The 23,590-nt window shown below is 42.3% G+C and carries 17 protein-coding genes and 1 pseudogene; 7 read left to right on the top strand and 11 right to left on the bottom strand.

Annotated elements, in window-relative coordinates:
* A pseudogene (locus tag RMX98_RS00005) lies at nt 1-327 on the bottom strand (hypothetical protein); the annotation flags it as partial.
* A 237-nt stretch (nt 328-564) separates the two neighbouring features.
* Here RMX98_RS00005 and RMX98_RS00010 point away from each other — a divergent pair.
* From RMX98_RS00010 to RMX98_RS00025, 4 genes are all read left to right on the top strand, one after another.
* On the top strand, nt 565-948 hold the full coding sequence (locus tag RMX98_RS00010) for a phage tail assembly protein (RefSeq protein WP_322679838.1): 384 nt from the start codon (nt 565-567) through the stop codon (nt 946-948).
* On the top strand, nt 891-1,094 hold the full coding sequence (locus RMX98_RS00015) for a DUF6760 family protein (protein WP_322679837.1): 204 nt from the start codon (nt 891-893) through the stop codon (nt 1,092-1,094). Before RMX98_RS00010 ends, RMX98_RS00015 begins: the two co-directional genes overlap by 58 nt.
* Nucleotides 1,091-2,953, top strand: coding sequence for an FHA domain-containing protein (locus RMX98_RS00020; protein WP_322679836.1), 1,863 nt, complete (start codon nt 1,091-1,093; stop codon nt 2,951-2,953). The genes RMX98_RS00015 and RMX98_RS00020 overlap by 4 nt, the downstream gene beginning before the upstream one ends.
* A 190-nt stretch (nt 2,954-3,143) precedes the next feature.
* The gene (locus tag RMX98_RS00025; protein ID WP_322679835.1) at nt 3,144-5,321 is read left to right on the top strand and encodes a CHASE2 domain-containing serine/threonine-protein kinase; all 2,178 of its coding nucleotides are present in this window, start codon (nt 3,144-3,146) and stop codon (nt 5,319-5,321) included.
* 50 nt (nt 5,322-5,371) lie between these two features.
* On the opposite strand, the gene RMX98_RS00030 is transcribed toward RMX98_RS00025, so the two are convergent.
* On the bottom strand, nt 5,372-6,304 hold the full coding sequence (locus RMX98_RS00030; RefSeq protein ID WP_322679834.1) for an ABC transporter substrate-binding protein: 933 nt from the start codon (nt 6,302-6,304) through the stop codon (nt 5,372-5,374).
* Between the two features lie 116 nt (nt 6,305-6,420).
* A complete protein-coding gene (polA, locus tag RMX98_RS00035) occupies nt 6,421-9,363 on the bottom strand; it encodes a DNA polymerase I (RefSeq protein ID WP_322679833.1) in 2,943 nt (980 codons plus the stop codon).
* Nucleotides 9,364-9,657: 294 nt separating this feature from the next.
* On the opposite strand from polA, the gene RMX98_RS00040 reads away from it, so the two are divergent.
* Together RMX98_RS00040 and RMX98_RS00045 are read left to right on the top strand one after the other, a co-directional pair.
* Nucleotides 9,658-10,374: a PEP-CTERM sorting domain-containing protein gene (locus RMX98_RS00040; protein WP_322679832.1), complete on the top strand. Its 717-nt coding sequence runs from the start codon at nt 9,658-9,660 to the stop codon at nt 10,372-10,374.
* 308 nt (nt 10,375-10,682) lie between these two features.
* Nucleotides 10,683-11,534 (top strand): Cof-type HAD-IIB family hydrolase, encoded by an 852-nt coding sequence (locus RMX98_RS00045; protein ID WP_322679831.1) that lies wholly within the window; start codon nt 10,683-10,685, stop codon nt 11,532-11,534.
* Between the two features lie 180 nt (nt 11,535-11,714).
* Here RMX98_RS00045 and RMX98_RS00050 read toward each other — a convergent pair whose 3' ends face one another.
* Nucleotides 11,715-12,482 carry a DALR anticodon-binding domain-containing protein gene (locus RMX98_RS00050; protein ID WP_322679830.1) on the bottom strand — a complete coding sequence of 256 codons (768 nt, stop codon included), beginning with the start codon at nt 12,480-12,482 and terminating at the stop codon, nt 11,715-11,717.
* 525 nt (nt 12,483-13,007) lie between these two features.
* Here RMX98_RS00050 and RMX98_RS00055 point away from each other — a divergent pair.
* Entirely contained in the window at nt 13,008-13,727 is a 720-nt protein-coding gene (locus RMX98_RS00055; protein WP_012412419.1) for a Crp/Fnr family transcriptional regulator, read from the top strand.
* A gap of 55 nt (nt 13,728-13,782) precedes the next feature.
* On the opposite strand, the gene RMX98_RS00060 is transcribed toward RMX98_RS00055, so the two are convergent.
* The 7 genes from RMX98_RS00060 to RMX98_RS00090 all read right to left on the bottom strand — a co-directional run bounded on the left by RMX98_RS00060 (nt 13,783) and on the right by RMX98_RS00090 (nt 23,538).
* Complete coding sequence (locus tag RMX98_RS00060; protein ID WP_322679829.1) at nt 13,783-14,829, bottom strand: PstS family phosphate ABC transporter substrate-binding protein; 1,047 nt, start codon at nt 14,827-14,829, stop codon at nt 13,783-13,785.
* 119 nt (nt 14,830-14,948) lie between these two features.
* Nucleotides 14,949-15,926, bottom strand: a complete 978-nt coding sequence (locus RMX98_RS00065; protein WP_322679828.1) for a hypothetical protein — start codon at nt 15,924-15,926, stop codon at nt 14,949-14,951.
* Nucleotides 15,927-16,299: 373 nt separating this feature from the next.
* Complete coding sequence (locus RMX98_RS00070; protein ID WP_322679827.1) at nt 16,300-18,351, bottom strand: phospholipase C; 2,052 nt, start codon at nt 18,349-18,351, stop codon at nt 16,300-16,302.
* Between the two features lie 180 nt (nt 18,352-18,531).
* Nucleotides 18,532-19,179: a PEP-CTERM sorting domain-containing protein gene (locus RMX98_RS00075; protein ID WP_322679826.1), complete on the bottom strand. Its 648-nt coding sequence runs from the start codon at nt 19,177-19,179 to the stop codon at nt 18,532-18,534.
* A 417-nt stretch (nt 19,180-19,596) separates the two neighbouring features.
* Nucleotides 19,597-20,994: an ABC transporter substrate-binding protein gene (locus RMX98_RS00080; protein ID WP_322679825.1), complete on the bottom strand. Its 1,398-nt coding sequence runs from the start codon at nt 20,992-20,994 to the stop codon at nt 19,597-19,599.
* 65 nt (nt 20,995-21,059) lie between these two features.
* The gene (locus RMX98_RS00085) at nt 21,060-22,109 is read right to left on the bottom strand and encodes a phosphate ABC transporter substrate-binding protein (RefSeq protein ID WP_322679824.1); all 1,050 of its coding nucleotides are present in this window, start codon (nt 22,107-22,109) and stop codon (nt 21,060-21,062) included.
* A 28-nt stretch (nt 22,110-22,137) separates the two neighbouring features.
* The gene (locus RMX98_RS00090) at nt 22,138-23,538 is read right to left on the bottom strand and encodes a protein kinase domain-containing protein (protein WP_322679823.1); all 1,401 of its coding nucleotides are present in this window, start codon (nt 23,536-23,538) and stop codon (nt 22,138-22,140) included.
* Nucleotides 23,539-23,590: the final 52 nt, after the last annotated feature.

Genomic DNA, 23,590 nt, shown 5'->3' on the forward strand with positions numbered 1-23,590 from the left:
AATGAAGTTCAAAGACTCATTAACGAGTATCAAAGACTCATTAATGAAGTTCAAAGACTCATTAATGAGTATCAAAGACTCATTAATGAAGTTTAAAGACTCATTAACGAGTATCAAAGACTCATTAATGAGGTTCAAAGACTCATTAATGAAGTTCAAAGACTCATTAATGAAGTTCAAAGACTCATTAATGGAGTTCAAAGCCTGGTGTTGCTGAATCGAGGTATGAATTTGGATGTAGAGACGTTGCCTTGCAACGTCTCTACAAGGATTTTGAAATAACGCAAAATTATTTTTCATACCGCAATCAGCAACGCCAAGCCTCATATCATGTCCGCTTAATTAGTTATAATTCCCGCATCTGTGCGAAAAGCGCAAAAGCCCCTTTCCCCCTGCTCCTCTTGTACTGAATCTCGACTCACTTCGACGCCGCTCAGTGCAAGTCGCTCGATTTCCGCGCAGTCGAAGTATTCTCCCTGCGGTCTAAATGATAAGTCTTTAACCGGACACGATATCATCCCCTATTCTCAATGCCCAATGCCCAATACCCAAATTAAATAACCTATGGGCCGTAAAAAGGATACTCTCTGCACAGAATTTGCCTTCACTCTTCCTAGAGGGTTGAGTGATAGCGAACACCGAGTACATCGTCATGGGGTGATGCGTTTAGCCACCGCCAAAGATGAAATTTTAGTACAACAAGAGCGCCAAGTTCAAGAAAATCCGGCTTACGGTGTTTTGGTAATGCTTGCACGGGTTATTACTCGCTTGGGCAGTTTCAACTCTGTTAGTCCTGATTTACTCGAAGGACTGCTCTTACATGACATTGCCTATCTCCGAGAATTTTACAATCGAATCAATCAGCAAGGTAATGTACATATTCCGACACAATGTCCCCACTGCAATACTCAATTTTCAGTGGAGTTCGAACTAGCGGGGGAGTCGTAAGCTACCCCTCTGATACTCTATATGAGGAGGTAGCTTTTATTGCTTATCATTTCCACTGGTCACAAGATGATATTTTAAATTTAGAACACACTACCCGTCAGCGCTGGGTAGCAGAAATCAATAAAATTAACCAAAAATTAATATGAAAGTAAAAGTTAGCTACTCACCAACTTTAAGTGAAGTCAATGAAGTTGACCTTACCATAGAAAATCCAACAAGAGGAGAATGGATAATAGGTCGTTCTCCTGATTCTGATTTACTCTTAGACAGCCCTGATATCAGTAGGGTACATGCTAAGTTTTTTGTTAAAAGTGGAAATTACTACTTCTCTGACCTTGGCAGTAGAAATGGCTCAATATTTAATGGAAAACAAGCTGAAAAAGATCGACCATATTCTTTGAGCGATGGAGATGTTATTCGGATTGCAGATTATGTTTTGATTTTGGAAGCAGTTGCTCCCGCTTATGAGCAACCAGAGACAGTCTTTAGAATTATAGATCCTTCGCTGTTTTCTCGGCCGCGATCGCCTGAAAATGTCAGCGCTTCTAACGTTGCTACTCCAGCCCCAGAGGTAGTTAATGAAGTTCCAGCGCCAATTAATCAAGAAGTAGAAACACCTGAACTTAATGTTGTTTCCGTAGAAAGCAGGGAAATCCCAGAAGTTATTTCTACTCAACCTGATGATGCCATCCCAGTTGTTGAGGTAATCGTCGCTGAAAACATCATTCAGCCACCAGAAGCAGTTAGCGAAGTTCCACACGATGTCCATGATGATGAATTTGTGGATTGGCGGACATTACTTGTAGAAGAAGTCAACGCAGATAGTGAAGAAGTAGAGATTCCAGAAGTCGAAGCCTCAAAAGTTTCTTTGACTGAACCTGATGAGATAATAGCTACACCTGAAAACATCATTGAAACTCCTGAAGAGGAAAGTAGCGTGCCAGAAGCTACCCATTCTGAGGTTGTAGACTTGGAAGCAGCACTGGCGGCAGAATCTACCTTTGTACAACCGCGTGATATAAGTGCCACTCCCGAAGCTACTGACGACGAGTATGCATCAGAGGCAGCACTAGAAGCAGAAGTTACCTCTGTACAGCCGCGTGATATTTTTCACCAAGTATCTGAAGAAGAGAGCGCTGTTCCAGAAGCGACTAATCGTGAAATACTAGATTTAGATACGCCAGTCGCAGAAAGTCCAGAAGTTGCTGAGGACGTGGACATTCAGCCGCCAGAAACATTGAGCCAAGTTACACCGAATATCACTAATGAAGCGGTATTAGATACGCCTACTACAACAGAAGACACCACAGATGTTGAGGAAGTAAAACCTAGTTCCACTACTGGTGAAACAGTCAATCAAGTTTTTGAAGTATCTACTACGTCTGATGAGAATGTCCCGCAAGTTTTCAGTAATCAATACACTGAAGAAGTCAGAGTAAATGTTGATAATGTTTCTGCACAAGAAAGTGAAGTTTATGACTTAGCTGATATTCAATCTTTGCAAACAACAGAAACTGGAACTACTGAGAGCATCAGTCAACCCATTGAAGAAGTTTCTGAAGTAGAAGTAACTCAACTTGATGAAACTCCAGAAGATATAAATGTTAGTGAGCCTCCTCAAACGCTCATTGAAAGAAATATAGTACTCATCGCTCATGAAAGCAAGAAATCAGAACTTGCTGAATTTGTTTCTCAGCATCAAGAGTTTTTCTCACAGAGCTTTACAATTACTTGGCCATCTGTTAGCGAAGTCTTACATGAACAGGCAGGTATAACTATTAGTCAACAAACCCCTGCACCAACTTCTGGAGGATATCAAACAATTGCTTCATTGGTTGGAGCAGGAGAAATTTTAGCCGTTATTTTCTTGAGAGATTTACTGCAACCTCAACCTGGACAAGCTAATGAAGAAGCATTGTTAAGATTATGCACTATTAATCAAGTTTTATTGGCTACTAATTTGCCAACAGCAGAGGCGATCGTGCATTATCTTAAACACATATAGCAATTCTAAATTAGTTACGAACAAAAAGAACCCCGCCTTCTTGAATAAGTCGGGGTTCTGAGGCTATTGGATTTACAAATCAAATATGATTGCTATATTTTTTGAAAAGTTACAAATTGCATAGAATAATTTCAATATTAAAAATTAATTTAAAAGCATAGGTATATTTTAAAGTAAAATCGATTGAAAAATGGTTGTAAATTTTAAAAGTTTATTTAAACAGCCAGTTATTCTTTCAAGTGCGATCGCGACAATTTTACTACTAGGCATTCAAAAACTGGGGATTTTCGAGCCTCTGGAAATGAAGGTCTACGACCAAATGATGCAATTACGTGCTGACTCAGACCCAGACTCTCGTCTGTTAATTGTTGCTTTAACTGAAAAAGATATCCAAAAATGGAATTGGCCTCTGTCTGGTGAACTTTTAGACCGAGTGTTAGGCAAACTTGAAGAATATCAACCGCGAGCAATTGGTCTAGATATTTTTCGTGACTTACCAGTACAGCCAGGTCATGACAAACTACTGCAACGCCTACAACAAAGCGATATTATCATTCCTATCTGTAAACATTCTGGTTCTAACAATCCAGGAATAGCACCTCCAAAGGGCGTTGAAGCAGAGCGAGTAGGATTTAATGATGTTGTAGAAGATACTGATGCCACAATTCGCCGCAACCTATTACTGGTCAGTGCAGAGGAGTCCGATTCTTGTCAAAGTACTTATTCTTTTAGCTTACAACTAGCACTCAAATACTTAGAAGTTGGAGGCATCCAGCTAGAATTTACCCCCAAAAAGGAACTACGACTACGTAATACTGTATTTAAACCTCTACAAAGTAACGCTGGCGGTTATCAGAAAGCGGATACCAATGGCTACCAAATTCTGCTTAACTACCGTTCAGGTCATCAGGTCGCCCAGCAGGTAACTATTACAGAAGTACTTGCAAATCAAGTTAAACCAGATTTGGTCAAAGACCGCATCGTTTTGATTGGTTCAACAGCCAATAGTTTAAATGATATTTTTAATACGCCATTAGCCAGTGGTAAGTCAGATAACTCTGGCAAAATGGCCGGAATTGAAATTCATGCTCACAGCATTAGTCAAATTCTCAGTGCTGTTCTTAACAAACAGCCTCTATTTTGGTTTTTGCCTGAGTGGGGTAAAATTCTTTGGATATGGGGATGGACTGTAGTTGGCGGGTTACTGGTATGGCGAATTCAGCATCCGCTAGGCTTAGGATTAGCAACAGCAACAGCGCTTGCAGTGTTATTTGGAGGCAATTTTGTCATTTTTACTCAAGCTGGATGGTTGCCAGTCATGCCTCCGGCGTTGGGGTTAGTATTTACCGTCGGGACTACTCTTGCCTATAGTGCTTATCAAACCAAGCAAGAACAACAAGAAATTACCCAACGGGTTCAAGAACACCAACAATTAATTTTGGAATTGCAAGGTCTTTTACGGCAACGCGGCAACGCCTCAAATGAAGCGCCAACAGTAATTGCTGATTCTATCGGGCAAGAAATTGCATTAGGAACCTTACTAAATAAGCGTTATCAAATTACTCAACCCTTAGGTTCTGGAGGATTTAGCAATACTTATTTGGCTAATGATATCCAACGTCCTGGTAATCCGCAGTGTGTGGTTAAACAGTTGCGACCTCCTCGCAAAGATGCAGAATATTTAAATGTTGTCAGACGCCTATTCGATGCTGAAGCAGAAATTTTAGAAACTTTGGGTAAGCACCCACAAATTCCCCAACTGCTAGCTTTTTTTGAAGAAAATCGGCAATTTTCTTTAGTGCAAGAATTTGTTCGAGGGCACGCTATGGACAAAGAACTATCCTCTGGGAAGCGCCTAAAACAAACTGAAGTTGTGGAGATACTTAAAGAAGTTTTACACGTGCTTGTTTTTGTTCACAGCTATGGCGTAATCCATCGAGATATCAAACCGAGTAACTTAATTAGGCGAGAATCAGATCAACACATTGTAGTAATTGACTTTGGCGCTGTTAAGCAGATTCAACCTCAACAGCAAGAAACGCAAACAATTTCAATTGGCACTCCTAGTTATGCACCTTCTGAACAAATGAGCGGATTGCCAAAACTCAACAGCGATATTTATGCATTGGGAATTATGGGAATACAAGGTTTAACCGGAGTAGAACCTAGAGAATTTCGCAGAGACACAAATACCGGTGAAATAATTATCTCAAGTGAAACTAACGCTAATCAACATTGGCAACATTGGCGCGAACTAACTGAGGTAACAGACGAATTAGTTATTATTTTAAATAAAATGGTACATTTTGACTTTACTCAACGATATCAGTCAGCAGCAGAGGTACTCAAAACTCTCGAAAATCTTTAGTTCATCTGACGATTTTGTGTTATCTCTTGTCTATTTTCATACTGTGAGAATCAGCGCTGTGGTGCAAACAATGCTTGTTGAAGCTGCTGACAAGCTTTTTCAATTGCATCTATACTACCTGGATTCACCAGACCAAAATAATCAAACACATAGACTCGGTTATTTTTAGTTGCTTGCAGTTGCTGCCAAAAAGCTTCTTTTTTCAAGGAATCTAAAAGTGCTACTTCCGAATTTCCTTGTGGCGGATTAACTAGAATTATTACCTCTGGATTTGCTTCTAAAATTTTCTCAGGCGAAAGTGTCACATAGCCACCAACTGGGCTTTTTCCTTGTAAATCTGCTGCTATATTTTTCGCCTGAAATTTTGCCAGCAAATCTCCTGCCCAACTATTTTTATTTGGTGCTAAAATTGGTTGTCGACTAACCAGCGCTAAAGTAGAAAAACTCTGAGTTGGTTTATCTGGTAAGAAACTTTTATAACGGTTTAACAAAGGCTGAGGATCAGTATTAATTAACACAGCCAGTTTTTTAGTAAGTTCTTCTAGAGATTCCCAGCTATTCACCTTAGTGAGCAAAGTTGGAATTCCTAGTTGCTGAAGTTTTTGAATTGGAATGTTAGAAAACCCTTCAGCACCAATAACTAAATCTGGTTTGAGTGCTACTACTTTCTCTAAATTTGGCGGACTTTGACCTTCGCTAACGCGGGGAACATCCTTGAATCTTGAGTCATTTTTAAACAATCTGCTACCAGTGATTCCAACAATTTTTGTTTGATCGAGTCGAGAGATAATATCAGCTGATAGAGAAGAAAGAGCAACAACTCTTTTTGCTGATTTTTGCGGTAATTGTTGAGAAATCGTGTTAGTCGCCTCAGTGTTATTTTCCACTTTTGTTTGTGGTTGCTGAGTATTTACTGTGGTGCAAGCAACTAAAACTATACTCAACAAAATTGCCAAAGCAGATAAGAGCCAACGACGATGCATATTAAAATTCCTTCTGGGGTAATAATGGTATAAGATTAATCTCGATTAGGACTGTTGTCACTGCTAAAACAGATGTACGCTCATCCCAATGTAATTGTTTCAATCCCCAGTTAAACTTACTTCGTCTCCATCCAATTTTCACCTACACGCGCCTCTACCAGCAAAGGCACACTCAACTGCACTGCATTTTCCATCACCGACTTAATTTGCAGTTGTAATTCTTCCCACTCATCAGGGGGAATTTCAAACACTAATTCATCGTGAACTTGCAACAACAAACGCGCCTGATAGTTCTTCAAAACCTCATGCAATCTCACCATTGCAATTTTGATAATATCAGCATTGGAACCTTGAATTGGTGCATTAGCCGCAGAGCGTAATAAACCCGCATCGTAAGCACCTAAATTCTTCAATTTACTCAGATTAATATCTTCTGGGTTACTGCCCTTTAATTTACGTAAACTGTTATTAGTAAAGTCAAAATAACGACGGCGACCGAAAATAGTTTCTACATAACCAAGAGCGATCGCTTCTTTTTTCACTCGCTCCAAATACGCAAAAACTTTGGGATATCGTTCATTAAACCGCTTAATGAACTCGTTAGCAATGGTCTTATCTATCCCAGTTGAGCGTGAAAATCTGAGAGAACCCATTCCATAAATTACGCCAAAATTGATAGTTTTTGCTATTCCTCGTTCTTCTGATGTGATATTTTCTTTTTCAAACACTAACCGCGCCGTAACAGTGTGAACATCTTCATTTTGCTGATATGCTTGTACTAATATTGGTTCTTGACTTAAATGAGCCAAAATCCGCAATTCAATTTGTGAATAATCAGCAGCCACCATTAACCAACCAGCTTCTGGCAAAAACGCCTTCCGAATTTGGCGACTAAATGCTGTACGAATGGGGATATTTTGCAAATTCGGATTAGAAGAAGATAACCTACCCGTTGATGTTGCTGCTTGATTAAAATCAGTGTGTACTCGCTGGGTATCTGGACGCACTAATGCTGGTAAGGCATCAACATAAGTAGACTTTAATTTAGATAGAGTGCGATACTCAATGATCGCCTCAACAAACCCAGTGTTATCATCTTCTTGAAGTTTTTCTAGTGTTGCTGCATCTGTAGAAAATCCTGTTTGAATTTTACGAGAATGTCTAGTACTTAACCCCAATTTTTCAAACAAAATTTGGCTCAATTGTTTAGGAGAACCCAAGTTAAAATTTTCTCCAGCTATTTCAGTTGCTTCCTCTTTTAACCTGGCTAACTCTGTTTCTAAATGCTGCGAAAGTTCTTGCAAATAAGTTGAATTAATCCGAACACCTGTGTATTCCATTTGGGCTAAAACTGCTTCTAGTGGCTGTTCCACTTCCACTAATAGCTTAGACAAAGATGGAGTTTTCTCCAGATCCTCACGCAATTTCGACACTAAGCCAAAGGTAGAATAAGCGTCCATCCCACAGTAATCTGCTACGGCGGGAATATCTATATCAGCGATATTTTTGCCTTTAGGAACTAAATCTAAGTAACTTTTCGCGATCAATCCCAAATATCGCTGTGATAAATCCATCAAATTATGACTTGAATCGGGATTTAGAATGTAACTTGCCAGCATAGGATCAAACACCACTCCCGCCAAGTTAATTCCTTGACACCTGAGAACTAAGCGGTCAAATTTGGCATTCTGTAAAGCTTTGGGATAATCGGCACTTTCGAAAATTGGGCGTAATGCTTCCAGCACCAAATCTTTATGCAAATTTTCCCCAGTTTTGTGCTCTACAGGAATATAGGCTACCTCATCTGGTTCCGTGCCCCAACAGCAACCAATTCCTACTAATTCAGCATCTCTTGGTTCTAAATCAGTGGTTTCAGTATCCCAAGCAACTGGTATTTCTGGATTAGTGAATTTTTGCAAAATTTTCACTAATTCAGTTAATTTGGCTTCGGTATTGATGATGCGTGGTGTAATTGGAGAAGTAGATTGTTGTGGAACTGCGGCTGTATCACTAGCACTGAAAAACCACAAATCATTATCTTCATCAGCACTGAATTCTGAGTTAGTAGAGTTAGTATTACTTGCATCTATTTTGGCTTCTTGTTTTGATTCAACTTGCCCACCAAAACGTTCCTGAAGGTCGTTTATCCTGCCTAAAAAAGATTTGAATTCTAATTTTTCTAAAATTGGTGATAAGACGTTTGTATCAAACCCTTTTAATTTGCAATCTTCTAAATCAAATTCTATAGGAACATCTAAAACTATGGTTGCCAAATAGCGAGACTTCTCGGCATCTTCTTTACCTGCTGCTAGCTTTTTCTGAGTTGCGCCTTTAATTTCATCTAACGCAGCATAAACATTCTCAAGTGAACCATAGGTATTTAGCAGCTGCACTGCTGTCTTTTCGCCAATTCCCTTGACTCCAGGAATATTATCTGATTTATCACCACAAAGAGCTTTGAAATCAACAATTTGTGAAGGCAAAACGCCCATCTTCTCTTTTACTTGTTCTGCTTCAAATTCTGTAATGCTATTTGTAGAACGTTTTAGGGCATCTGGACTAAAATTCAGAACAGTGATTTCTTTGTCAGAGTCGATCAGTTGAAATAAATCGCGATCGCCAGTCAGAATCTTCACCCTATACCCAGCCGCACTTACTCGCTGTGCTAAGGTTCCCAAAACATCATCTGCCTCAAAACCAGGGGCAGTGAAAAATGGTAGATTGAAGCCATTGAGCAACTCGTGAAGATTTTCTAAGTCGGGAATGAAGTCTTCTGGCGTTTCTGGGCGATCGGCTTTATAAGTATCGTCCGCTTCGTGACGAAAAGTTGCCTCAGCCAAATCAAAAGCGATCGCCATTGCTTGAGGCTGTTGTGTTGCCATTACCTCCAGCAGGCACTTTACGAAACCAAAACATATACTGGTAGGAATCCCCGTTTTGGTACGCAGTCCTCCATCTCGCCCTTTGGCGAAAGCAAAGTATGAACGATAGGCCAACGAGTGTCCATCTACGAGGATGAACGTGGGGCGTGTTGCGGTTGCAGAAGTGATTTCAGACATAGCCCTATTTTAGCCAGAAGCTTTGTCACATAGTTAGCAATTTCCGATCCTCGTTCAGCTTGGCTTTGGTGACAGTAGCGTAGTTTTTGCGTACCAAAAGTGATGTCTACGCATTTGCAGCGTCTTAACAAAACTTTATATATAGTAATCAAAAAGTCTATTTGTCGAAGGAATCTGAACATAAGAACTTTACATAAAGTTACGTATATCTATCAAGACTACAAGCAAAATTTCAGAGTTAGAAATAAGTTAGTAATCCTGTAATGATTTGTTTCAGAAAAGCATCTTCCATCCATGACAACAAAACTATTCAACACTTTAGCTGCTGCCACAACTTTGGCAGGAATTGTTGCAACATCTGGAGTTGCTAATGCAGCTTCTCTCTCCTACACAAGTTCCACTAATTACGATCTCACAGATATTAGTGATGCACCTCTAAGCATCCAAAAATTTGACTCATCTCTTGGCACACTCAAAGGTGTAACGATAGGATTCACTGGCGACATACTTGGAAATGCAGGTCTTGAAAACAGGAGTAAAAGCCCGACTTCGATGACAGTAAATCTTGCCAGTGAAATCACATTAGAATTAAATAATCAGTCTCTGTTTGCACTCAATCCACAAAATAGCTTTAGTTACCAAGTTGCTAAATATGACGGCAAAACTGATTATAATGGCACATCTGGAAAGACTATTCTTAACTTAACTGCCACACAATCTGGTACTCAGTCTTTCACTAATACCCAATTTTTACAGTCTTTCATTGGTAATGGCAATATAGACTTTTTGTTCTCAGCCATAGCTAGCTCAGTAGTTTCTGGGTCGGGCAACATGAGTTCCTATATTGATACATACGCCAAGGCAAGTATCAAAGTAACTTATGACTACGATGATGTGAAATCAGTACCTGAACCCTCCGCCACACTTGGAGTTGGTTTAATTGCTGGGCTTTGTCTATTATCAAAACGTAAAAAAACTGGATCAAGGTGTCCAATTCATAAACTTTTTTGAATAGTAGGTTTTTCCCGTTTCATCTATCGGTCAGTCTATTTAATTTAAATGAAAATCCCCGATTTTTTCGAGAATCGGGTTTTTTTATTGTGACTATTAGCCAAAGTTTTTAATAATTTTTAAGCAAATCTAAAATCCTCATAGTAAGTGGATTGCTCGCTGGGGTCAATATAAAATCTAAAATTGTGCTATTTAGCATCCTCATGATCGGAAAATTGGGTAGATTAAAGAACCCAATTTCTTCTACTACTCCCCACTGGTCGCTAGAGCCTGTTAACCTCTTACTGGAACTTAAAATCTAGGAAATTATGCAGAAAGCATCTACTGACAATCAGGCTGCTGCAAAAGAGATTAAACTACTAGTTTTGGATATAGATGGCACGATCGCAGGACACTCCAATACCATTAGCGAACCTGTAAAGCAAGCAATCTTTGCGGCGCAAGCACGAGGAATTCAAGTGGCCATCGCTACGGGTCGAATGTATCGTTCAGCCTTGCGCTTCCACCAAGATATCGGCTCTACCCTACCATTAATGGCCTATCAAGGAGCCTGGATTCAAGACCCAATCACCCAAAAAATTCATCGCCATTGGGTTGTTTCCAGAGAAATCGCCCACCAGTTACTCGACTATTTTGAACAGCCAAAGTTGCGATCACTCCTATCTATCCATTTCTATATCAACGATCAGCTATACGTCCGTGAATTAACCAGAGAAACCCAAATTTATGCAGAACGTTCTGGTGTTATCGCGATTCCCGTAGGTGATTTGCGCCAAGCGTTAACCAATGAACCGACAAAAATTCTTGCTTTATCTGATGATACTGACGTAATCGACAAGCTACTAGGAAATTTGCGTCGTCAATACACACCTGCTGAACTTTATCTGACAACCTCTGTTGCTACCTTTTTTGAAGCAACTAACGCCTCTGTAAATAAGGGGACTGCTGTCCGTTACCTAGCCGAAGAATTGCTGGGATTACAATTAGCCAACGTTATGGCGATTGGCGATAACTTCAATGATGTGGAAATGCTGGAGTATGCCGGACTTGGTGTAGCTATGGGCAACGCACCAGCAGGAGTACAAGCGATCGCTCAGTGGGTAGCTCCTAGTGTAGAAGAAGATGGAGCAGCAGTAGCAATTGAAAAGTTTTTACTGTAATTAGGGGAGTTTTTCAAACCAAACCCATATCAATCAGAAAGGACACCGACGACTGGCCGTGTTTCGTCTCGGTGCCCCTGCTGGTTCGCTCCTCACACACCTGCTAATGTAGCCGAGGTGGTGCATTGAGTCAATAGCTATATAAAAAGTTTTTATTTTTGCCTAAGCGACATTACCCATTTATAACTCCAAAGGCGCAAAAACACCCAGGTTTTCCTCTAGAACATATTTTAATACTGACTGAGTAGCCATGAGTAATCCAAGTCTGGCTTGGGCTAGCTCTGGTGATATAATTTTCACCTCACCCCAAATCCGGCAATTAGACCAGAACTTTTCAAAAGCTTGGCTCAAATTCAGTGCTACTTTTTCCCATTTCACAGAACCGCCAACGTCAGGGCACTCTATGTTGTCTATCACTTGTATTAACTCATCAATTAGACGACGTTCATCTAGGTGATTTAGCCGCAATGTTCCGTCACAATTAAGCCAAGGTAAGGGGTTAGGAGAAATAACCTCCCAAAAAGCTGGACTAGTATTTGGAACTGGTTCTCTAAGTTTAATTAATCCCTCTTGATGAGCCAGAAGCACTAGCGAACAGCAGCGTGCATGAGCATATTCAATAGCAAACAAATTGGGCATTTGGCATTGGGCATGAGTTATTCTCCTTGTTCCTTCATCTCTGTCAATGTTTTTCTTCTCTACGAGACGCTGCGCGTAGCTTGCTTCCCTGTAAGGGTACAATTTTGAATTTTGAATTTTGAATTTTGAATTGATTTCTCCCTGCTCCTCCTCTTCCCCTGAACTCCCGACTACGAGACTTTGTAACCAAGTCGCTAAGGTTGAGTGAGTTAATTCAAAATGTATCCAACCAGGGGGAACTATTTGGATGCTAAAAACGTCCTCACAAATCCCTGATAAATCTGAAGCGATCGCACTGGCAAGCTCCATTGCTTTTCGATTCTGAGATTTTGATAGTCGCAAGGACACACTTGAGGTGTATAAAACTCTATTTTCATCTCTACCTTTATGTAGAGGAATTTTTTCATCTTTTATGCTTTCGTTTTCTGCTTTGTAAGTATCAATGCTTATTGATTTTATTAAATAACTGTACAATAGATGTTTTATTGACGTATATTTGCTAACTGGTAATCTATATTGCACGTAATATTATTTAAATAGTCATGTAAGATATATTTGCTACATTTCTGTCATCTATCTTGCGGTATAAATTTAATTTAGATGAAGAAAAATGAGAAGAGGATAAAATTTGATGAATAATCGATGAATAGTAAGTAAACTTTACTACCATCATTGTACAGTAGGAAGTATAACAAAAGAGTAGAGAGTAATTTGCTTTCTATTCTTTGGATTGGCTGGCGCTGTTAGGCGTTAAGCCTGCCTCGTCAACACAAAGACACTCCTTGCACCCTTTTATTTACGTCTTTGTCTTCAGCCGAACGCTCTTTGTTACCTATGCAATCTCCATCCTCCTTTTCTGAGGCATCACGGCCTTTTCTGACTTGGCAACGCATTCTTGACTGGGCTCAAGAACACTATCGCTGCCGCACCTTTAGCAAAGATGAGCGCATTCCAGCCCGGCCTGGATTGCTGTATTTGGTTCAAAGGGGTGCGATCCGCATGGTAGGAACCGCCCAAGTTAGTGCGACTGCTAGTCAGCTAACGTCTCGACGAATCAACAGAACTCCAGAAGAAGCGTTCTTGGGTTTTGTGGGAGCGGGACAGCCATTTGAAATTGTTGCTCAGTCACCATTCACACTCCAGGCTTACGCCCATGTCGATCAAACTGCGGTGCTGTGGATGTACTGGCATGATTTAGACAATTGGCCTCACTTCCGTCGCGAAGTTATGGATGCCTTTAGGTATCAGCACCAGCGTAAGCTGCTGTGGCTGAGTGCCTTGGGACAACGCCGCACAATTGACCGACTCTTAGGATTTCTCACATTGTTAATTGAGGAATATGGAGAGCCAGCAATGAGCGACACCGATCCTGATGTGATTCGCGGTTATTGTCTGCCCTTTCCCCTCACTCATGCCCAAATTGGTAGCGCGATTGGTTCCACTCGTGTCACCGTCACCCGCTTGATGGGTAAGCTGCGTCAACGTGGTTTAATCTTGACTCAAGGGGATAATCTCATTTGCTTACCAGCAGAGTCGATTAATAGAGCTGGTTAAGGTACAGTTCAGAGCGGCGATTTCCGCCACTCTGTCTTGAGTGCGATCGCTCTTGTCAGCGAATTTTGACAAATCCCGCTTGGGTAATCAGTTGCTGTCCCTGCTCAGTCAGCAGTAAGTTGGCGTAAGCGACACCTGCTTGCTGCTCAGTCTGACCATTCTGTTTGACCACCACAAACAGATTGCGGGTAATCGGGTATTTTCCTGATTGGAAAGCCTCAATGTTCAACTTGTTCCGTTTACCAGGACATTCAGACGGGAGGACAGAAGGTTCTTGGTATGGAGCAATGTATTGTCCTTGCGTCCGCCCCAACGGCAAGGCTTTGATTGAGCATTGAGGAATCACCTCTGGGGCAGAAGCGTAGTAGATGCTACCAGGACTATCAGCCAATTTTTGCAAGGCTTGGGTGGTTGTGGAGATAAATTCCACATTCGGGCTGAAAGCTTGACCACCCAAGATGTCTTGGACGAAAAGCTCAACTGTACCGCCATCAGCAATGCGGCGGGAATAGGGCTTAATCGGGATATTGGGGCCGCCCACCTGGCTCCAATTATTGATTTTGCCTGTGTAAATTGACTTTAACTGGTCTACCGTTAGTCCTGGGATATTCAAGTTGGGATTAACTGCGATCGCTAAACCATCAATTGCTACAGGAATTTGTTTTAAACTGAATCCACGCTGCTGGGCACGGCTTAATTCCTGATCTAGAACTGGTCGGGAGGACTGGGCAAAGGCTAGTTGACCGTCTATCAGAGACTGAATGCCAGTACCAGAACCAGGAGAAGCATTGCTGGGTTCTACATAGCGCAGCCGAAATTCTGGCCGCGCGGCTTGAATTGGTGGATCGACTACTAGTCGAACCGGTGCCCAAGATGTACTACCTCCGTAGTTGAATAATCCTGTAGGAACATCCTTTACTGAAGTGAAAGTATTGCCACTAGGCTGTTCTGAGCCAGTTTGGGGCGTTTTGGTGCTACTAGAATTAACTGTATTTAGCTCCACACCAGACTTTCTGCTGAACCACCAAAAGCCGCCAGCTATTAGCCCGACGGTGATTAAGATGGATAATACAAGAATAGGTATTTCATTTTTTTGAGACATAGTAAATTACCCGCGTGCCCATTCAATATAAGTGCTTTATAGGTTCTTGCTACTTGAGATTGTATTTGGAAGACGGGTGTTTTATTCATAAATTCTGACACCTCTATACTTAGTTGAAATTACTCAAGGAATGGACTCAGAAGAAGTCCTCCCCGGAAATAGTTCGCATTCAATCCGCGATCGAGCTTGAGTTGTGAGCCTTTTCCCAGATGGCGATCAAAGATATCGCCGTAGTTCCCTACAGATCCAAGAACGCGGCGCTGCCAATCCTTATCGAGACCTAATTCTGGTGCGGAGATCGGCATCGCCCCAGCACCGCCCGCATACCAGCGTGTTTCCGTTCTCTCTGCATTAATTAATGTATGCACCGTCCAGGCAACGATCGCTGACCATTGGGCATCCTCGGTTCCGGTGGCAGCGATCACGGGAAAGGTCGTCAGCGACTCTGGAAGGATGCGGCTCGATAATCGGTTCACCCCAGGGTCGAGGCGAATCTTTGCTAGGGTCGTAATCTCATCAGCAATGGCGTGGCAATTTTGCACGTTGTATGTATCGATCATCTCTCCATCCTCAGAGAACGGGCGACGGAACCAGTTTTTGTGGAGCGCACCGAAGTAAGCCGTGAGGCTTCGCTCAACCGAACTGCCAATCATGAAGCAGATGCTTTCTCCAGCTAGGTCGCTGACATGGTGTGCAGCCGAGGTGGATGGCACCATCATCGCATTGGATTCTACGAAGATAGTCGGGCCAGGCAGCAACTTAGCAGCTAGTTTTTGCTCCTCAATTTCCGATCCTGTAAGGAAGAATACGTCATCCTGCTGGTTACGCACCGAGTCGAAGTCCTTCGGTGTCTCATACTCGTGATATTCGATACGGTTAGAAGATCCCAGCACGGCGGCGGTGATCGCACGGCAGATATCAACGTTAAGACCACTCCAGCCACCTGGCTCGGATTCAGTTGCCAGACCCGTCCGCTCGACGCTGCCACAGCGAACCATATTGCGTTCCTTTACACGTTTGATCACGGAACCCGCCTGAGCATTGGAAATCGAGCAGCAGACACCAAACAGAGTCAGCAAGACTAACACAAAACGCATGAATTATCCTCAAGGAATGTCGAAAAATGGGGATTGGGGAAGGTGGGGCTCCCTCTGGGGATAAGGGGTAATGGGGACTGGGGATTTAAACTCCAACCAAATCTTACTGATACTCATCTTTTCTTTTCCAGTACCTAGTCCTGGGCATAACCTGTTGAAGAGTGCTGAGGGGGAATTTTACTTCTTTACTCAGTGCGATCAAAAGGTGTCTTGGTTTGAAAGATGGATGGGGTGTGCCCCATCTATCTTTGTCTTTAAGAGACCTCTTGCAAAAGTGCTTTTTGCACTCTTGTGGGAAAAGGGTAAAGGTTAAGGGGAAAAGGCAAAATACAGAATCTTTCCCTTTCCCCTTTTCCCGACTTCTGCAAGAAGTCTAAGGATTAGCGGCTGGATAAGTGCTTGGTAAGGCGTTGAAGCCCTTGGGAATGTTGTTGACAATTTCCTGGCGCTTGTCTTCCGGCGTGATTCCGATCGCCCGACAGCCTTCACCACCGTAGTGCGGTAGTGTGTTCACAACACTATCTGGAATCTTCGCAAATGACGCTGGCAGTGGTGGCGATACACCGAGTAGCCGCTTGGGATCGAAGCCCGACAGTAAGCTGTCGGTGATCGGCGAATTGATGTCCCGTGGGCCAAGGTACTTCTGCTGGAATCCTGGCGGCCCGAATTTGTTGAACTCTGGGGAATTGCCAGCAGCGAGTGCCTGTGCTTCATCGGGCAAGCTAGCAAGGGCGGGCAAACCAAAGATCGTGTTGATCGTCTCGATCACCGAGTTGTGATCGCCCTCGACGTGCGAGACAGCGTGCGTCCGAGCGTAGGGTGAGATGAGAATCAGTGGCACACGGACACCACGGGAGAGCGGTAGTCCATCAGGGCCATAGGACAAGATCCTTGGTGGTACATGGTCGTAGAAGCCATCGGATTCGTCGTAGGTGATGATGATGGCACTCTGCTGCCAGATTTTTGGATTTGACGCGATCGCATTAATTGCCCTAGCCGCCATCCCCTCACTGAGTTGGCGATCGGTGTAGCCCGGATGGTCGTCATCACCTGACTTTGCGGCATTAATTGCGGCGATCTCATCCGCAGGGGTATTGGGGTTCGTGATCGGCGGCTTCAGACCCTGCTGGTTCGTGTAGCCGCCACGAATGTAGAACACGCCACTTTTGGGCAGCGAATTATTGGCTATATCGCTAAAAAAGTCATTTAGCCCCCGGAGATTTTTGCTTATTTGCGGCGTGTTGGCAATATAGCCGAAATACTGTGCGCCGTTGTGATGGCTGACATAAGCATTGTGCGTAGCGATACCGTTGGTATCGGTCGGTTCGAGATCGTAGCCTTCTTGATACCAGCGCCAATTGACCGGCTCGGTCTGGAGTTTGTGGATATAGGGAATATCCTGCTGGATGTCGGTTAGATCGAATAAAGGATTCCTGTTACCAGCCAAGACCGACCTAATATCGCGCCCCTGAAAGGTGAGTGGCAGGCTGGCGAAGGTCAGGTTCGAGGAGATATTGCCATCAGCGTAGCTCTCTTTTGTACCAGCAGGTTGCTTGTTATCTGTCGTTGTGTCGAACTGTGAGCCATAAAATGGCTGTGGGTCGTTGACCAGAGGTACTCCCTGCGTTGTGCCAGAGTGGCTGCCTACAGTGTAAAATTTGCCACTCGCACCGTGTTTGACCCATTGCGTTTCACCTGCTTGCCCCGCGAGCATCGCTACAGCATTCGGGGTTGAGGGCGTGTCTTCAGTTGCAAATATGTTGTCAAAGACTGTGAAGCGACTAGCCCATTTCCAGAAGAAGGGAATGGTGTCGCAGTCGATGTGCGACATCACAAGACGCGCGAACTGCTTGCCTTCAGCAATGTTGGCTGCTCCACCCTTAGACGCGAAGCGCGTGTACTCGTCGTAGGCGAACTGATCCATCTGTGGCTTGCCGTTCACAACGTGGAGCTTGGTTGCCAGTCCGGTGTGTGAGTGGTCAACGCTGTCAACGGCGCTGGCGTTCTGCTCAGATCCGATTCGGAATGGCTCAACTGTGACGGTTGCGCCGTTAGCATCGGTGTAAGTCTGGGTGAAACCCGGCGTTTTCTTTGGGTCACGAGGCTTTTGTCCATCTGAGTAAAGTCCGTTCACACCGGGTAATGTGCCATACTCGTTGTCGAAGGAATGGTTCTCGTTAAAAATGACAAAGACGTACTTGATCCGCTCCTGAAGGAGTCTTGTGAGTAACTTCGGTGGTAGCTGGGGTTCCTTGCCTGGATCGTTTAAGTATCTCGCCACGTCTGGCGTTGCATCTGGCTGAGTCGTAATGGTTGAGTTTGCTTGCGAAACTTCCTGTAAAGAATCCTCTGCGATCGCCGGGACGATGAAGGACGGAAGTAGCAAGAGTGTTAGAGCAAAATAAACCTTTGTAAATTGTCTCAAAGCACATCTCCTTAACAATTTCTATCCAGCTAATATTTCTATGCGGAATTCAGAATTTGTCTTCATATACCGCAAGTATTTGATTGATTTAGAATAGGTATTTTGGTTACGCGTGCTTTATTGGTTACGAAATTTAGAAAAAATTAATACCATTGAAGATAAGCAAAGTTATACTGCGATTTAAGCTTTTTGCTTTCTTTTACGCCACAAAGCGATAGTAGCAACAACTACTATTCCAGCAAAGCTTTGAGGTTCAGTAACAGGTACACTTTTTGCGAAAGTAACGGCAGTAAGTCCCGAACTTTCGATACTTCCAAGGTCGCTATTATCCAAAAATTTTCCACTATTGGTAATACCCTTACCTGTGAAATTATTGTCAAAATCCAGTTCTAAACTGTACAAGTTATTGTTTTGCTCTGTCAATAAGCCTGCGTCTGAAAAAGCAAGTATGTTTTCTTGAATGTAAGCTGTATTGCCAGCCAAACTGTTGGATAATGTTCGCAAAATAGTATTGTCTTTGACTAAATTGATTGTCCAACTTGTCAAATCCACAAAAGAATTATAAGCAGGTAATTGATCTACATCTACTGTGTAAGTCCCATTAAAAGAGCCATTTGCTAAATTCACAGGTAGCCCTACTGAGCCATCAAGAGGTGTAGGAGCAAAATCTCCTGAAATATTAAATGTTTTCAAATTGACAGCTTGGGCAGGATCTGTGCCAATAGCTGCAAGCATAGCAAAACCAACTGCTGCGGTAGCAGTTGCTTGCGATAACCTTCTTAAAGGTGTTGCACTCAGCATAAGTTGGGTTTTAATATTTTTGCCCATAGTTTAGGTAAGTGTGCTTTTTGCACACCGAAAACAATGCCAAAGTGAAGAGATTCCTATGGCTAGCCTTGAAGGTATAAAGAAAAATCCAGAAATGACTGCACCCATAATTTGATATAATTTCCATCACATCAAATCATTATTGATTTTCCTCACAAGGGACAAGCTATTAAACTACTTATCCATTGACCTTCTAGCTTCGGTAGTTACTTCCACCTCACCAATTGCTAAAAATCTCTACTTCTGCATTTTGTTACCTAAAAATTAATGACAAGTTAAGAAAAAGCAAAGTTTATCGTAAATAGAAGAGTTTAAGCTATTTATGTCTACACGTAATAGCGTGTCAAAACTAATCAGTTTCAGTTAGGTTTAAATCCCAGTCTAAAAATATTTTGAATTTTGAATTGTGATTGCTGATTAACGCACTGGTTCAAAGTCATAACCAGTGCCAGAGCGAGAACCAGGAACAATTTTTACAAGTTGGACTGGCGCATTGCGATCGCCTGATGCTAAAAACCGAATTGTACCAGAAGCGCCAGTGGCAGAAAAGTCAGATAACAAGAGTGCTTGTTGGACTCCATCTCGTGTGGGATTGCGTTTTAATGCCGCAATTAGCGCGACAGTGGCATCATAACTAAGGGCGCTTCGCCAACTCACATCACCGCCCCATAACTGCCGCGATTTCTGAGGAAAATCTGATTTAGGATTGCTATCAATATGCCAGGGAACTGCTAATACCATCCCCACAGCTTGTTCTCTGCCAATTTCCAAAGTTTTAGCGGTGTAAACATCATCTCCTGCCAACAAAGTTAACTTTTTCTGATTAATCTGGATTACTTGCAGCGCTTTATCGAGAGTTTCAGTGTTAGCAGCTAACATCAAAACTTCTGCACCTTGTTTAGTTGCTTGTTCTACGCTTTTAGCTGCACTAAAATCCGCCTTGGATAAGTCAAATTCGCTGGCTACCTGTCCACCCTCAAGGGAAACGGATGAAACAAACTCAGACTTCAAAGATTGACTATAGTTACTCTGAGAATTAAAAAAAACCACTGCATTTTTTTTCTGCAAGGTTCTCACCATATAGTTGGCTAAACTTCTTGCAGCCATAAAATCACTGGGAACTGTCCGAAAAACGTAGCGGCTAAAGTTAGAAATTTTGACAGATGTACTAGTGGGAGATATGGCTACAAGTTGTCCAGAAGTGTAGATAGTACCTGCGGCTAAAGTGGAATCGCTAGTATTCGGCCCAACTACAGCTAATACTTCGGAATTGCTGACTAAGTTGGAAGCGATTTGCTTGGCTATTTCTGGATTGTCGTCGTCATTAGCTATCTCTACCCTCAACGGTACTCCCTTAATTCCTCCTGAGCTATTGACTTGATTTTGAGCTTGGGCTATACCGCGTAAAATTTCTAAAGCAGCATTGGGGTCAGTGCCGAATGGTACAGAAGCCACGATGGTATAGCTCTTGGAAGACGCGATTCGGGCATTGTTAAGAAAAATTAATGTTTCTGGATCGTTTCGGTTGAGTTTTAGAGCAGCTGTGAAATTGGCGATCGCTTTATCATAACTTTTAGCTGCGATCGCCTGTACTCCTTCTTTTTTTACTGGAGAAATATCACCCGGAGTAAAAGATTTTTCCCCAAAACTAATACGGTCTTGTAAGGATGATTTGCTGTCTGATTCCTGATTTGGAATGATGTTATTACCAATTTTGGCCCCATTGTTGCTAAACCACCAAAAACCACCGCCAACTATGCCAACTGTCAGCAGCAAGGCTAAAGCTAAAATTGTGGTTTCATTCTTTTGTGACATGAACAAGTTTAAATAAAGTAAAAATATTTAATATTTGATTATTTGGCTAAATCTAAGCATTTCTATCATTTAATTCTGACAAATCCAGCTTTTTCGATCAGTTCTTGACCTTGAGGTGTCAGCAGCCAATTTGCATAAGCTTCACCAGCTTGCTGGTCTGTTTGACCATTCTGTTTAACGATTACAAATAAATTGCGGGTAATTGCATAGTCTCCACTACGAAATGCTTGACTATTCAACTGGTTACGTTTATTGGGACATTCAGATGGAGATACAACAGGTTGTTGGTAAGGAGGCACAAATTGACCGCTAATTCGCCTTAATGGTAGCGACTTAATAGTACATTGTGGTACAACCTCTGGGGCAGAAGCATAATAAATTGCGCCAGTATTCGCGGCTACTTTTCGTACTGCTTCTGTGGTTGTGCCAACATAACTAACGTTAGTACCAAAATTTTCTTTATTTAAAACATTTTCGATAAAGAATTCCACTGTACCCCCAGCTTCTTTGTTGCGAGAGTAGACTTTGATTGGTAAATTTGGCCCACCCACTTGTTGCCAATTAGTAATCTTGCCTGTGTAGATGTCTTTGAGTTGGGCGACAGTTAAACCAGGGATATTGAGATTTTGGTTAACTGCGATCGCAATTCCATCAATAGCTACTGGAATTTCTTTCAAACTAAATTCTTTTTGTTTAGCTTCGGTATTTTCTTCAGCTTTAACTGAGCGAGAAGATTGAGCAAAAGCTAGTTGATTATCTATCAACATCCGAATCCCAGTTCCAGATCCTGCTTGACCTGAAGGAGGTTGAGTATAGCGTAAAGTAAATTGAGGACACAGGCTTTCTAGTACTGAGTCTACATCTTTACGGATGGGTGCCCAGGTTGTACTACCGCCATAGTTGAATGTTCCCTGTGGGAGATTTGGCACATTACATCTATTGTTGTTGACAAACTGGTTTATGGGATTACCCGTGTTACCATTCCCGGAAGTTTTAGAAACAGTTCCAGTTAATTGCGCCCACCGTTCCATAAGAAACCATAGACCACCAAAGATTAAACCAATAGTGATGACAACGGCTAAAAAAAGACTAAGTGTTTCGTTTTTATGAGACATTTATGTAGCTTTTAGCACCAGAAATTTTTTAAAGTAAGAGAGATAATAATTTATAAATAAGTCGAAATACAGCTGTTAGTGAAATAGCTACTAAGCCTGCTCCAACTGCTAAAATCACCACTGACGGAAGGTCAAGTCCGCCACGTAAAAAGGGGACAAAAAAAACAATCGCAAAAGTAATTGTGGGAATAATTAATAAATCGAACTTTTCGATCCATCGCCTGGTTTGGGCAAAAATTAGTATACCTAAAATCAGGGCAGAAGTAGTCAAAGTAACTATTGGTGATTTTACTAGACTGAAGAGGGCGATCGCGATCAATGCACCCTGAAATCCACTAAATGCCGCCCCACCCAATAATTCCAATGTCGAAAACGCTGGCTGAGTTGGCGGACGGCGGGGAACGACGGGATTAGAACCTTTTGACGGTTGTGGCGGAAGTGTTACAGAGGGCGAATTAATTTGTGTAGGGGTTTGAGCCGCCTGTGAGTTAAGTGCATCTATAACCTCCTGGGCTGACTGGAAGCGCTGATTAGCGGCAGGTAGGAGCATCCTGTCTAAAATATCAGCAAGGTGAGGGTTGATATTTACTTGAGATCGCCATTTCCACTGGTTACTATAAGCATCAAATAGTTGAATTGCTTCCTTATTTGTTAACAAGGTAATTATAGTTACAGCTAAAGCATATAAATCTGTAGATGGAAATACTTGCCCGCCAGCCATCTGTTCAGGCGGTGCAAATCCCATCGAATAAATTCCTGTGGAAGAAGCAGCGCCAAGGGCAGCATTTGTTACTTGCTTGACGGCGCCAAAATCTAGTAAAAAAAGTTTCCCATCACGACGACGCATAATGTTTGAAGGTTTGATATCTCTGTGGATAATGCCTCTGTCATGGACAAACTTTAATACCCGTAGAATTCCTTGTAATACTTCTAATACTTGCTGCTCAGAAAATTTACCCTGTTGAATTAATTCTTCCTCTAGGGTTTGCCCATCAATGTATTCTTGCACCAAGTAAAAAAATTGGTCTTGCTCTCCTGGTTGCAAGCTATTAACTATCACTGGAAAGAAAGCAAACAAGTCAGGAATTTGATCGCTATCGTTACCAAGCTGTGCTAAAACTTCTGCTTCTCTTTCAAACATTAACTGCGCTTGTTGCAGTTGAGTTAAGGTTAAATTCCCCGATGGTTGAAACTGCTTAACCACGCATTGACGCATTCCTGGTATTCGGCGATCGCGTGCCAAAAATGCTGCTCCAAACCCGCCCCTTCCCAGCAGTTTCATTGGCACGTATCGACCATCTAGCATCAATGGCATACCACAGGTAGTGCAATACTTTTGCTGGGTTGTTTTTAGTGTCGTAACATCATCTAAATCGGCAAAATAGTTTTGTGGGCGTGGACAACGCAAACGAGTGCAGTAAACTTCCATTTTCGTGATTAGTCAAAATAATTCGTAATTTATAATACTTGCCTTCTCTAGG

The organism is Nostoc sp. DedQUE02, assembly GCF_034531035.1.
Classification (GTDB): domain Bacteria; phylum Cyanobacteriota; class Cyanobacteriia; order Cyanobacteriales; family Nostocaceae; genus Nostoc.

Bases quoted from the DNA above. Each gene is read 5' to 3' on its own strand.
- RMX98_RS00015 (WP_322679837.1), top strand. From the start codon at position 891: ATGTCCCCACTGCAATACTCAATTTTCAGTGGAGTTCGAACTAGCGGG.
- RMX98_RS00090 (WP_322679823.1), bottom strand. From the start codon at position 23,538: ATGGAAGTTTACTGCACTCGTTTGCGTTGTCCACGCCCACAAAACTAT.
- RMX98_RS00040 (WP_322679832.1), top strand. From the start codon at position 9,658: ATGACAACAAAACTATTCAACACTTTAGCTGCTGCCACAACTTTGGCA.
- RMX98_RS00065 (WP_322679828.1), bottom strand. From the start codon at position 15,926: ATGCGTTTTGTGTTAGTCTTGCTGACTCTGTTTGGTGTCTGCTGCTCG.
- polA (WP_322679833.1), bottom strand. From the start codon at position 9,363: ATGTCTGAAATCACTTCTGCAACCGCAACACGCCCCACGTTCATCCTC.
- RMX98_RS00045 (WP_322679831.1), top strand. From the start codon at position 10,683: ATGCAGAAAGCATCTACTGACAATCAGGCTGCTGCAAAAGAGATTAAA.
- RMX98_RS00050 (WP_322679830.1), bottom strand. From the start codon at position 12,482: ATGGAGCTTGCCAGTGCGATCGCTTCAGATTTATCAGGGATTTGTGAG.
- RMX98_RS00020 (WP_322679836.1), top strand. From the start codon at position 1,091: ATGAAAGTAAAAGTTAGCTACTCACCAACTTTAAGTGAAGTCAATGAA.
- RMX98_RS00075 (WP_322679826.1), bottom strand. From the start codon at position 19,179: ATGGGCAAAAATATTAAAACCCAACTTATGCTGAGTGCAACACCTTTA.
- RMX98_RS00080 (WP_322679825.1), bottom strand. From the start codon at position 20,994: ATGTCACAAAAGAATGAAACCACAATTTTAGCTTTAGCCTTGCTGCTG.
- RMX98_RS00060 (WP_322679829.1), bottom strand. From the start codon at position 14,829: ATGTCTCAAAAAAATGAAATACCTATTCTTGTATTATCCATCTTAATC.
- RMX98_RS00010 (WP_322679838.1), top strand. From the start codon at position 565: ATGGGCCGTAAAAAGGATACTCTCTGCACAGAATTTGCCTTCACTCTT.
- RMX98_RS00085 (WP_322679824.1), bottom strand. From the start codon at position 22,109: ATGTCTCATAAAAACGAAACACTTAGTCTTTTTTTAGCCGTTGTCATC.
- RMX98_RS00025 (WP_322679835.1), top strand. From the start codon at position 3,144: ATGGTTGTAAATTTTAAAAGTTTATTTAAACAGCCAGTTATTCTTTCA.
- RMX98_RS00055 (WP_012412419.1), top strand. From the start codon at position 13,008: ATGCAATCTCCATCCTCCTTTTCTGAGGCATCACGGCCTTTTCTGACT.
- RMX98_RS00030 (WP_322679834.1), bottom strand. From the start codon at position 6,304: ATGCATCGTCGTTGGCTCTTATCTGCTTTGGCAATTTTGTTGAGTATA.